The organism is Streptomyces sp. NPDC088194, assembly GCF_040702025.1.
In the GTDB taxonomy this organism is placed as follows: domain Bacteria; phylum Actinomycetota; class Actinomycetes; order Streptomycetales; family Streptomycetaceae; genus Actinacidiphila.
The window spans coordinates 38733-50807 of the sequence record NZ_JBFBIV010000064.1 but is presented as its reverse complement, the minus strand read 5'-3'; the positions used below and the strand labels follow the sequence as shown (position 1 = coordinate 50807).

9 protein-coding genes are annotated in these 12075 nt (G+C 70.0%); all 9 read right to left on the bottom strand.

Annotated features, from left to right (window positions below):
- Nucleotides 1-44 precede the first annotated feature (44 nt).
- The 9 genes from rodA to AB0399_RS28800 all read right to left on the bottom strand — a co-directional run bounded on the left by rodA (nt 45) and on the right by AB0399_RS28800 (nt 12004).
- A complete protein-coding gene (gene rodA, locus AB0399_RS28840) occupies nt 45-1244 on the bottom strand; it encodes a rod shape-determining protein RodA (RefSeq protein ID WP_329369417.1) in 1200 nt (399 codons plus the stop codon).
- On the bottom strand, nt 1241-3484 hold the full coding sequence (gene mrdA / locus AB0399_RS28835; protein WP_366413339.1) for a penicillin-binding protein 2: 2244 nt from the start codon (nt 3482-3484) through the stop codon (nt 1241-1243). The genes rodA and mrdA overlap by 4 nt, the downstream gene beginning before the upstream one ends.
- Before the next feature lie 90 nt (nt 3485-3574).
- Nucleotides 3575-4276 (bottom strand): rod shape-determining protein MreD, encoded by a 702-nt coding sequence (gene mreD, locus AB0399_RS28830; RefSeq protein ID WP_329369414.1) that lies wholly within the window; start codon nt 4274-4276, stop codon nt 3575-3577.
- Between the two features lie 3 nt (nt 4277-4279).
- Nucleotides 4280-5275: a rod shape-determining protein MreC gene (gene mreC / locus AB0399_RS28825; RefSeq protein ID WP_329369412.1), complete on the bottom strand. Its 996-nt coding sequence runs from the start codon at nt 5273-5275 to the stop codon at nt 4280-4282.
- A gap of 156 nt (nt 5276-5431) precedes the next feature.
- A complete protein-coding gene (locus AB0399_RS28820) occupies nt 5432-6454 on the bottom strand; it encodes a rod shape-determining protein (RefSeq protein WP_328474074.1) in 1023 nt (340 codons plus the stop codon).
- 255 nt (nt 6455-6709) lie between these two features.
- A complete protein-coding gene (ndk, locus tag AB0399_RS28815) occupies nt 6710-7123 on the bottom strand; it encodes a nucleoside-diphosphate kinase (protein ID WP_329369410.1) in 414 nt (137 codons plus the stop codon).
- Nucleotides 7124-7192: 69 nt separating this feature from the next.
- Nucleotides 7193-7528, bottom strand: coding sequence for a DUF4233 domain-containing protein (locus AB0399_RS28810; protein WP_329369408.1), 336 nt, complete (start codon nt 7526-7528; stop codon nt 7193-7195).
- 154 nt (nt 7529-7682) lie between these two features.
- Nucleotides 7683-9269, bottom strand: coding sequence for a folylpolyglutamate synthase/dihydrofolate synthase family protein (locus AB0399_RS28805; RefSeq protein WP_329369407.1), 1587 nt, complete (start codon nt 9267-9269; stop codon nt 7683-7685).
- A 74-nt stretch (nt 9270-9343) separates the two neighbouring features.
- Nucleotides 9344-12004: a valine--tRNA ligase gene (locus AB0399_RS28800; RefSeq protein WP_366413338.1), complete on the bottom strand. Its 2661-nt coding sequence runs from the start codon at nt 12002-12004 to the stop codon at nt 9344-9346.
- Nucleotides 12005-12075: the final 71 nt, after the last annotated feature.

The window sequence follows — 12075 nt, the reverse complement described above, 5'->3', positions numbered from 1 at the left end:
CGCCTCCCCCGCCGAAGGCAGGGGAGGCGCTTCCGGAACACGGCCTACGCCGACATGGGCCGCTGCATCTTCACGGACTGCAGAATCCCTATGGCCACGAAGTTGGCGAACATCGATGATCCGCCGTAGGAGACAAAGGGCAAGGGGATGCCGGTCACCGGCATGATGCCGAGCGTCATACCGATGTTCTCGAAGGACTGGAAGGCGAACCAGGCGACGACGCCGGCCGCCACGATGGTGCCGTACAGGTCGGTGGCGTTGCGGGCGATGGAGCAGGCCCGCCAGAGGATCACACCGATCAGCAGGACGATGAACGCGCCGCCGACGAAGCCCAGTTCCTCGCCGGCCACCGAGAAGACGAAGTCGGTCTGCTGCTCGGGCACGAACTGCCCGGTGGTCTGGCTGCCGTGGAACAGGCCCTTGCCGAGCAGCCCGCCGGAGCCGATCGCGATCCGGGCCTGGCTGGTGTTGTAGCCGACGCCGGACGGGTCGAGCGCGGGGTTGGCGAACGCCGCGAACCGGTCGATCTGGTACTTGTCGAGGATGCCGAGCTGCCAGACCAGGATGGAGCCGACCACCCCGGTGACGATCAGGCCGAACACCCAGCGGGTGGACGCCCCGGAGGCGAGCAGCACGCCGAGCACGATCGCGCCGAGCACCATCACCGACCCGAGGTCGGGCATCATCAGGATGACCAGGATGGGCAGCGCGGCCAGCGCGAGCGACTGCATCACCCGGCGGTGGTCGGGGTGCTCCTGGTCGCCGGCGTCGACCCGGGCGGAGAGCACCATCGCCATGCCGATGATGATGGCGATCTTCACGAACTCCGTCGGCTGGAGCGAGAATCCGCCGCCGATGATGATCCAGGAGTGCGCGCCGTTGACGGTCGAGCCGAGCGGGCTGAGCACCGCGAGGATGCCGAGGATGGACAGCGCGTAGAAGAACGGCACGATGGTGCGCATCCGGTGGTGCCCTATGGCCATGGCGCCGATGCACAGCGCCAGGCCGATACCGGCGTTCATCACATGGCGGATCAGGAAGTAGTACTGGTCGCCGTGGGTGAGGTTGGTGCGGTGCCGGGTGGCCGAGTAGACCAGCAGCGAGCCGATGAAGCACAGCAGCACCGTGGCGAGGAAGAGCAGCCAGTCCATCCGGCGCACCACGGAGTCCCGCGCGAGCAGCTTGCCCATGGTGGAGCGCTCCGGCGTGAACCGCCGGACGGAGTAGGTGTTCGCGCTCATCATGTGTTCTTCCTGCCGTACAGCAGCTTCTCGGTGCGGGTCGGGGTGAGCGCGGCCAGTACGGGCGCCGGGTCGCCGCCTCCCGCTCCGGCCGGGGTGTTGGCGAAGCTGTCGGCGACCGCGGTGGAGTACGCGGCCTGCTGGGCGCTCACCGCCGCACCGTCGGCGGAGATCTTCGGCAGCGTGGTGACCGGCGTGGGCATGATGCCCTTCTTCGCGTCGATCTTGGTGCTGTCCTTCTGGATGCCGTACATCGACTCGTAGATCCGGCGGATCGCGGTACCCGAACCGCCGGAGCCGGTACCACCCTGGGAGATCGTCATGACGATCGTGTAGTCCTTGGTGTACGTGTCGAACCAGGAGGTGCTCTGCTTGCCGGAGACCTCGGCGGTACCGGTCTTGGCGTGCAGCGGGATCTTGTCCTGCGGCCAGTTGCCGAACTTCCAGTCGGCGGTGCCCTCGGTGACCACGCCGGCCAGTGCCTGGTTGATGTACTTCAGCGTGGACTTGGAGTCGGGGAGCTTGCCGGTCACCTTCGGCTTGATGGGGGTGACCGTCTTGCCGTCGGGGCTTATCACGGCCTTGCCGATGGACGGCTGGTAGAGCGTGCCGCCGTTGGCGAGGGCTGCGTAGATCCGGGCCATCTGGATCGGGGTGACGAGGGTGTCGCCCTGGCCGATCGCGTAGTTCACCGAGTCACCGGCGCGCAGCACGTAGCCGTCCGGGCAGTTCTCGATGGCGATGGCGATGCTCAGCGGCGGGTTCTTGTCGTTCTTGTGCTTCTTGGCGGTCGCGCACCAGTCGGCCTTGTTCTCCTCCCAGAAGTCCTGCTTCCACTGGCGGTCCGGCACCCGGCCGGTGACCTCGCCCGGCACGTCGATGTCCGTCTTCGCGCCGAGGCCGAAGTCGTGGGCCGTCTTGTAGAACCAGTCCTTGGGGTGCTTCGCGTCGGTCCCGCCGTCCTTCTTCCACTGGTCGTAGGAGATCCCGTAGAAGACGGTGTCGCAGGAGACCTCGAGCGCGCGGGCGAGGGAGATCGGGCCGTAGCTCTCGTTCTCGTCGTTGTGGAAGACCTGGGAGCCGATGTTGAACGACGACGAGCAGTCGTACGGGCCGTCCTCGCTGTAGCCGGCCCGGATCGCGGCGGAGGTGGAGACCACCTTGAAGGTGGAGCCGGGCGCGGACTCGCCCTGGATGGCGCGGTTGAGCAGCGGGTAGTTGGACTTGGTGTTGGTCAGCGCCGCGTAGTCCTTGGCGGAGATCCCGCCGACCCACTCGTTCGGGTCGTAGGTGGGCTCGCTGGCCATCGCGATGACCTGACCGGTCTTGTTGTCCATGACGACCGCGGCACCGGAGTCGGCCTTGAAGTTCTTGTGGGTGACCGGGTCGTACGTCTTGCGGGCGGTCACCATGGCGTCGTTGAGTTCCTTCTCGGTGACCGCCTGGACCTTCGCGTCGATGCTGGTGACCAGGTTGTCACCGGGTGTGGCCGGGGTGTCACCGGCCTTGCCGATCACCCGGCCGAGGTTGTCGACCTGGTACTTGGTGACGCCGGCCTTGCCGCGCAGCTGGTCGTCGTAGGTGCTCTCCAGGCCGGAGCGGCCGATCTGGTCCGAGCGCAGCAGCGGGTTGCTGGTCTTCTCGGAAGCGGCCACCTCCTTGTCGGTGACCGGGGAGAGGTAGCCGAGCACCTGGGCGGCGTTGGCCTTGTCCGGCGCGGGGTAGGTGCGCACGGCGGTCGGCTCCGCGGTGATGCCGGGGAAGTCCTCGCGGCGCTCCATGATCTGGAGGGCCTGCTGGGTGGTGGCCTTGTCGGTGATCGGGATCGGCTGGTACGGCGAACCGTTCCAGCACGGGCGCGGGGTCTGCGCGTCGCACAGCCGCACCTTGTCCATCGCGTCCTGCGGCTTCATGCCGAGGACGTTCGCCAGCCGGGTCAGTACGGCCTTGCCGTCGTCCGGCTGCTGGAGCAGGTCGGTGCGGTTGGCGGAGACCACCAGCAGGGTCTGGTTGTTGGCGATCGGCACGCCCCGGTCGTCGAGGATCGAGCCGCGCACGGCGGAGGTGACGACCTGCTGGAAGTGGTTGCTGTTGGCCTGCGCGTCGTATTCCTGACCGTTGCGGATCTGGAGGTACCACAGCCGGCCGCCGAGGGTCAGCAGCAGCGAGACGACCAGCACCTGGAGGATGACCAGCCGGATCGTGACCCGCGATGTCCGCCCGGTCTCCGGGATGTTGCTCATCTCAATCGCTCACTTCTGCGCGCGCTCGGCACGAAACCGCACGCATCGTCGTCGTCTGCCGCCCGGCTGCCTCGCGCGCGTCGTTCGCCGTCATCGCCGTACACCCTTTGCCGTCATGCCGCCGCTGAACCTCGCCCGGCCGAACAGGCCGCGCTGCGGGGTGATGCCGGCGCCGGCGCCGGCCTTCGTACGGGATCGGCCGCGCGGCCGGAAGCGGCCGCCGGAGCCACCGCCGGAACCGCCGCCGAAGCCCCCGCCGAAGCCGCCCGCCGCGTCGTCGGCGAGCGGGTCGTGGTCGAAGCGGCGGGCCAGCGCCATGATGAGCGGGACCACGAACGGCGCGAGCAGCAGGTCGTAGAGCGTCGCGGTGAAGACCAGCTTGGCCAGGCCGACGTGCGCGCCCGCGGTGTCGCCGACCAGGCCGCCGACGCCCGCGTAGAGCAGCGTGGTGGCGATGGCGGCGCCGATCACCACCAGCATCGGTCCGGCGGCGGTGCGCAGTTGGCCGCTTTCGGGCTTGGCCAGGCCGGCCGCGTAGCCGATCACGCACAGCACCAGGGCGTAGCGGCCGACGGCGTGGTCCGCGGGCGGCGCGATGTCGGCGAGCAGTCCGGCGAAGAAGCCGATCAGGCAGCCGCCGACGTGGCCGTAGGTGAGGGCCAGGCCGAGCACCGTCAGCAGCAGCAGGTCCGGGACCGCGCCGGGCAGGTGCAGCCGGGCCAGCACGCTGACCTGGGCGACCAGGGCGATCACCACCAGGACGGTGGAGAGCACGATCCGGTTCAGGCGCATGGCTCAGTCCCCGCTGGTGGTGGTCGAATTGGTCGGCTTGGTGCCCGGGGGAAGCGCGGTGTCCGAACTGCCGGAGCTCGGGGTACCGCCTGGCGTCGGGGAGTTCTTCGCCTTGGGCTTCGCGGTGTGCGGCGGGGTGGGCCGCGGCGGCAGCACGCTGTCGCGCGGATCGGTGCGCGGGCCGACCACGACCACGCCGACCACGTCCAGCTTGGTGAAGCCGACGAAGGGCTGCACCTCGACGGTCTTGGTGAGGTTGCCCGCCGACGGTTCGACGCTGACCACCTTGCCGACCGGGACGCCGGGCACGAACGGCTTGTCCGCCTCGGAGCCGAAGGTGACCACCCGGTCGCCCCGGTGCACGTCGGCCTTGCCGTCGAGCAGTTGGTCCCGCATCGGCCGGTTGCCCTGGCCGCTGGCGAAGCCGATCTCCTGGCTGCCCTCCAGCCGGGTGCCGACGGTGAAGTCCGGGTCGTTGGCGAGCAGGACCGTGGAGGTGGAGCGGCCGACGGTGGTGACCCGGCCGACGAGCCCGTCGCCGTTGATCACCGTCATGTCGCGCTTGAGGCCGTCGTTGCTGCCGGAGTCGATGGTGACCGTCCAGGAGAAGCCCTGGGCCGCTCCTATCGCGATGACCTGGGCGCCCTTGACGGTGTACTGCCCGGCGCCGGCGACCTTCAGGAGCTTGTCCAGCTCCTGGGCGCGGGCGCGGGTGGTGTCCTTGCTGCCGAGTTGCTGCTTGAGCTCGGTGTTCTCGCGTTGCAGCCGCTTGATGGTGCTGCTGTCGTGGCCGGAGTCCCGGACCGCGTCCACGGCGTTGCCGACCGGGTCGACGACGCCGGACACCGCGTTCTCCACCGGGCCGAAGGCGGACTGGGCCGCCCGCCGCGGCCGGTCGAGCGGTGAGTTCTCACCGCCCCGGATGTCCACGGTGATCAGCGCGAGCGCCACCACCACCAGCAGTACCAGCAGCAGCCGGCTCTCCTTTGTGTCCCTCACGGGCGCCAGTCCGTGCCTTCCTCATCGGACCCGCCGCCGCTGGGGCCGCGGCCGGTCGGAGCTACTGTGCTGGGTTGCGCCCGCATCCGGCGCCGCGGTGGTGACCGCGCCTGCGCCGGGTGGGGCGGTTCGTCTTCTGCGTCATCCGCTTCTGCGTCATCTGCGCGGGGCCGCGTCGAGGACCTGCTGAAGCGCCTCGAACTCCTCCACGCACTTGCCCGCGCCGAGCGCCACGCAGTCCAGCGGGGACTCGGCGATGTGGATGGGCATGCCGGTCTCGTGCCGCAGCCGCTCGTCCAGGCCGCGCAGCAGCGCGCCGCCGCCGGCCAGCACGATGCCGCGGTCCATGATGTCGCCGGACAGCTCCGGCGGGCACTTGTCGAGCGTGGTCTTCACCGCGTCGACGATCGCGTTCACCGGTTCCTCGATAGCCTTGCGCACCTCGCCCGCGGAGATCACCACGGTCTTGGGCAGTCCGCTGACCAGGTCCCGGCCGCGGATCTCGGTGTGCTCGTCGTCCTTCTCGGCGGCGAACGCGGAGCCGATGGTCAGCTTGATCTGCTCGGAGGTGCGCTCGCCGAGCAGCAGGCTGTACTCCTTCTTGATGTGCTGGATGATCGCGTTGTCCAGCTCGTCGCCGGCCACCCGGATGGACTGGGCGGTGACGATGCCGCCGAGGCTGATCACCGCGACCTCGGTGGTGCCGCCGCCGATGTCCACCACCATGTTGCCGGTGGCCTCGTGCACGGGCAGCCCGGCGCCGATCGCGGCGGCCATCGGCTCCTCGATGATGTGCACGGTACGGGCGCCGGCCTGGGTGGCGGCCTCGATCACGGCGCGGCGCTCCACGCCGGTGATGCCCGACGGCACGCACACCACGACGCGCGGGCGGACCATGTAGCGGCGGCGGTGGATCTTGAGGATGAAGTAGCGCAGCATGCGCTCGGTGATCTCGAAGTCGGCGATGACGCCGTCCTTCAGGGGGCGCACCGCCACGATGTTGCCGGGGGTGCGGCCGATCATCTTCTTCGCCTCGGCACCGACCGCGAGGATGCCGCCGGTATTGGTGTTGACCGCGACGACCGACGGCTCGTTCAGGACGATCCCGCGGCCCCTGACGTACACCAGCGTGTTGGCGGTCCCGAGATCGACAGCCATGTCACGGCCGATGAACGACATGTTGTTCGCCATGTGGATACGTCTGGCCTTCCCGAGCGTGGGCGGAGGTTCCATCGTAGTCGCGCCGGGCTGAGCGCGGCGTCGGGGTTCCGACGCCCATTGTCATCAGAACACACAGCGGACCTCAGTAATGGTGACGCCGTGTCGGAGTGTTTGGTTCCCGTTCGGCCCGGTACCTGCCGGAACGGGCGCGGCCACAGCGGCAGTCGGACCGTGGTCGCGCCGACTCACGGGACCATACGCGTCGCCGCCGCGTTACGCCAAGGTGGGGAAGAAGAGCTTGATCTCGCGCGCGGCGGACTCCTCGGAGTCCGAGGCGTGCACCAGGTTCTCACGGGTGATGGTGCCGAAATCCCCCCGGATGGAGCCGGGTGCGGCCGCGATCGGGTCGGTCGGGCCGGCCAGTGCGCGCACGCCCTCGATCACCCGCTCGCCCTCGACGACCAGGGCCACCGACGGGCCGGACGCCATGAACTCCACCAGCGGCTCGTAGAACGGCCGTCCGACGTGCTCGGCGTAGTGCTGCTCCAGGGTGCCGCGGTCCAGGGTGCGCAGTTCCAGCGCGTTGACCGACCAGCCGGCCTTGCGCTCGATCCGGCCCAGGATCTCGCCGACCAGGCCGCGGCGAACGGCGTCCGGCTTGAGGAGGACAAGGGTGCGCTGGGACACGGGGCGGCTCCTGACGGGTATGACAAGCGAATGTGACGACGAGCCTACAAGGCACGTGCCGGTCGGTTGTCAGGCGGCTTGTGTCGCGTGCCGGGCCCTGATCTGGTCGACCTTGCGCCCGAAGTGGATCGACGCCCACCACAGGGCGGCGAAGATCACGCCGAGCACGAACATCGTACCGACCACGAAGCCGCTGGCGATCAACCCGATCTGGAGCGCCCAGCCGACCACGACCGCCCACGGGCGGGTGACCACGCCGCACAGCAGTACGCACAGCACCATCGCGATGCCGCACACCGTCCACACGGTGCCCATCGACAGGTCGGGATGCTTCATCGCGACCAGCCCGGCGAAGCCGATCACGAAGAACTCGCCGATCAGCGTGCTCGAACACAGGGTCCGCATACCCGGGCCCCCTTCCCTCTGAAATCCGTCTGAGTCCGCGTACGCGGGTGAGTCCGCGTGCGCGAGTAAGTCCGCGTGCGCGGGTGAGTTCGCGTACGCGAGTCAGCCCGCGTGCGCGAGTAAGTCCGTTGACGCGTCCGCATCCCCGGCTCCCCTACCGGCGGGCCAGCAGCAGGCGGGCCTGGCCGACCGTGATGACAGAACCGGTGACCAGCACCCCGGCGCCGGCGTACTCGCCCTCGTCCTCGGCGAGGGTCACCGCGGCCTCCAGGGCGTCGTCGAGGCGCGGTTCGACCTGCACCCGGTCCTCGCCGAACACCTCCACGGCCAGCGCCGCGAGCGCGTCCACGTCCATCGCCCGGGAAGTGGAGTTGCGGGTGACGACGACCTCGGCGAAGACCGGCTCGAACGCCTCCAGCAGTCCGCGGACGTCCTTGTCGCCGCTCGGCCCGACCACGCCGACCAGGTGGCTGAAGCCGAACACCTCGCTGATCGCGGCCGCGGTGACCCGCGCGCCGGCCGGGTTGTGCGCGGCGTCCAGCACCACGGTGGGGCTGCGCCGGACCACTTCCAGCCGGCCGGGCGAGGTGACCGCCGCGAACGCGCCGCGCACGGTGTCCATGTCGAGGGTGCGCTGGTGCACGCTGCCGATGCCGAAGAACGCCTCCACCGCGGCCAGTGCCAGGGCCGCGTTGTGCGCCTGGTGCTCGCCGTGCAGCGGGAGGAAGACCTGTTCGTACTCGCCGCCGAGGCCGCGCAGGGTCAGCAACTGGCCGCCGACGGCCACTTCGCGGTGGAGCACGCCGAACTCCTCGCCCTCGCGGGCGACCGTCGCGTCCATCTCCACCGAGCGCCGCAGCAGTTCGCGCGCCGCGTCCGGCGGCTGCTGGGCGAGGACCGCGGTGGCGCTCTTCTTGATGATGCCGCCCTTCTCGACGGCGATCTCACCGGGAGTGCTGCCGAGCCGGTCGGTGTGGTCCAGCGAGATCGGGGAGACCACGGCCACGGTGGCGTCCACCACGTTGGTGGCGTCCCAGCTTCCGCCCATGCCGACCTCGACCACCGCGACGTCGACCGGGGCGTCCGCGAAAGCCGCGTACGCCATGCCGGTGAGCACCTCGAAGAAGGACATCCGGTGCGGCTGGGAGCCGTCCACCATGTCGACGTACGGCTGGATGTCGCGGTGGACCTCGACGAAGCGCTCCGCGGAGATCGGGACGCCGTCCAGGCTGATCCGCTCGGTCATGGACTGCACATGCGGGCTGGTGTAGCGGCCGGTGCGCAGTTCGAAGGCGAGCAGCAGCCGCTCGATCATCCGCGCGGTGGAGGTCTTCCCGTTGGTGCCGGTGATGTGGATCGACGGGTAGGAGCGCTGCGGCTGGCCGAGCACGTCCATCAGCGCGGTCATCCGATCGAGGGACGGGTCGAGCTTCGTCTCGGGCCAGCGGCCCAGCAGCTCGTCCTCGACCTCGCGCAGCTGCCGGTCCAGTTCGGGGTCGGCGGGCCGGGCCGGCACGTCGTCCTCCGGGGCGGGCGGGGTGACGTGGGTGCGCAGCGTACGGCTGCCGGCCTCGATGACGGCCATGTCCGCCTCGCGCGGCCCGCCGCCCTCGCCGTCCTCCGAGTCGTCCTCGTCGGTGGCCTGGTGCGCGGCGTCGTAGTCGACCTCGTCCGCGGCCCGGTCGGCGGCGTCGCTGAAGCCGTCGTCCGGGAAATCGTCGTCCTGCCGGTGCTCGCTCACAGCGTCCAGTCTACGGAACAGGCCCGGGCCGAACGGCCCGGGCCTGTGCCACCCCGAGGGGTGCCGTGCGGTGGCTATGCCGCCGGGAGGGCGGCGAGCTGCGCGGTGATCCGGGCGATGTCCTCGTCGGCGGCGGCCAGCCGGGTGCGGATGCCCTCGACCACCTTCTCCGGCGCCTTGCCGAGGAACGCATCGTTGCCGAGCTTCCGCTCCGCCTGCTGCTTCTCCTTCTCGGCGGCGGCGAGGTCCTTCGCGAGCCGCTTGCGCTCCGCGGCCACGTCGATCGTCCCGGACAGGTCGAGGGCGACCCGCGCCGCGCCGACCGGCAGGGTCGCGGTGGCGTGGAAGCCGTCGCCGGCCGGCTGGAGCCGCAGCAGCTGCCGGATGGCGTCCTCGTGGGGCGGCAGGAGGGTGCCGTCGAGCGACAGCTCGGCCGGGACCTTCTGGCCGGGCTGGAGGCCCTGGTCGCTGCGGAACCGGCGGACCTCGGTGACCAGCCGCTGCACCTCGGCGATCTCCGCCTCGGCGGCCGCGTCACGGAAGCCGCCCGGCGCGTCGGCGCCAGCGACCAGCACGGCCTTCGGCCAGTCCGCGGTGACCACCGTCTCCTTGCCGGTGAGGGTGGTCCACAGCGTCTCGGTGACGAACGGCACGATCGGGTGCAGCAACCGCAGTGTGACGTCCAGCACCTCGCCGAGCACCCGGCTGGAGACGCGTGCCGGGTCGCCGCCCTTGAGGAAGGTGGTCTTGGACAGCTCGACGTACCAGTCGAAGACCTCGTCCCACGCGAAGTGGTAGAGCGCGTCGGAGAGTTTCGCGAACTGGAAGTCGTCGTAGAGGGCGTCGACCTCGGCGACGACGGTGTTCAGCCGGGAGAGCACCCAGCGGTCGGTCGCGGACATCTCCTCGGGCGCGGGCAGCGGACCCTCGACGGTGGCGCCGTTCATCAGCGCGAACCGGGTGGCGTTCCACACCTTGTTGGCGAAGTTCCGGGACGCCTGGACCCAGTCCTCGCCGATCGGCACGTCGGCACCGGGGTTGGCGCCGCGGGCCAGGGTGAAGCGGACCGCGTCGGAGCCGTAGGCGTCCATCCAGGTCAGCGGGTCCACCGAGTTCGGGTTGGACTTGGACATCTTCTTGCCGAACTCGTCGCGGACCAGGCCGGTCAGCGCGATGGTGTGGAACGGCGGGACGTCCTCCATGGCGTACAGGCCGAACATCATCATCCGGGCGACCCAGAAGAAGATGATGTCGTGGCCGGTGAGCAGCACGTCGGTCGGGTAGAACTTCGCCAGGTCCGGGGTCTGTTCGGGCCAGCCCAGGGTGGAGAAGGGCCACAGCGCGGAGGAGAACCAGGTGTCCAGGACGTCGGCGTCCTGGGTCCAGCCCTCTCCGGTGGGCTCCGCCTCGTCGGGCCCGACGCAGATCTGCTCGCCGTTCGGCCCGTACCAGACCGGGATGCGGTGGCCCCACCACAACTGCCGCGAGATGCACCAGTCGTGCATGTTGTCGACCCAGTCGAAGTACCGCTTCTCCATCTCCGGCGGGTGGATCTTCACCCGGCCGTCGCGGACCGCGTCGCCCGCCGCGCGGGCCAGCGGCTCGACCTTGACCCACCACTGGAGCGACAGCCGCGGCTCGACGGTGGTCTTGCAGCGGGAGCAGTGGCCGACGGAGTGGACGTAAGGGCGCTTCTCCGCGACGACCCGGCCCTGCTCGCGCAGCGCCTCGACGATGGCGGCGCGGGCCTCGAAGCGGTCCAGGCCCTCGAACGGACCGGGCGCGGTGATGACCGCCCGCTCGTCCATGATCGTCAGCGACTCCAGGCCGTGCCGCTGGCCGATCGCGAAGTCGTTCGGGTCGTGGGCCGGGGTCACCTTGACCGCGCCGGTGCCGAACTCCGGGTCGACGTGGGCGTCGGCGACCACCGGGATGGTCCGGTCGGTCAGCGGCAGCTTGATCCGGCGGCCGATCAGGTGGGCGTAGCGCGCGTCGTCGGGGTGGACGGCGACGGCGGTGTCGCCGAGCATCGTCTCGACCCGGGTGGTGGCGACCACGACGCTGTCCTCGCCGTCGCCGTAGCGCAGCGAGACCAACTCGCCGTCGTCGTCCTGGTAGTCCACCTCGATGTCGGAGATGGCGGTCATGCAGCGCGGGCACCAGTTGATGATCCGCTCGGCGCGGTAGATCAGCTCGTCGTCGTAGAGCTTCTTGAAGATGGTCAGGACGGCCCGGGACAGGCCCTCGTCCATGGTGAAGCGCTCGCGGGACCAGTCGACGCCGTCGCCGAGCCGGCGCATCTGGCCCAGGATGCGGCCGCCGTACTCCTCCTTCCACCGCCAGGTGCGGGCGACGAACTCCTCGCGGCCCACGTCGTGCCGGGACTTGCCCTCCTCGGCGAGCTGCTGCTCGACCTTGTTCTGGGTGGCGATGCCCGCGTGGTCCATGCCGGGCAGCCACAGCGCTTCGTACCCCTGCATGCGCTTGCGGCGGGTGAGGGCGTCCATCAGCGTGTGCTGGAAGGCGTGTCCGAGGTGGAGGGTGCCCGTCACGTTCGGCGGCGGGATGACGATGGTGTACGGCGGCTTGTCGCTCTTCGTGTCGGCTTCGAAGTACCCGCGCTCTACCCACCGCTCGTACAGCGGCCCCTCTACCTCGGCCGGCGTGTACTGGGTCGGCAGATGGGGGTCGCTGTGCTGCCCGCTGTCGGGGCGCGGATGAGTGTTGTCGGTCACGGTCCCGATTCTAGTGCTCCCGCGGCTTCACCCCCGACGGGTTATCCACAGGGCGGGTTGTCCACAGCTCT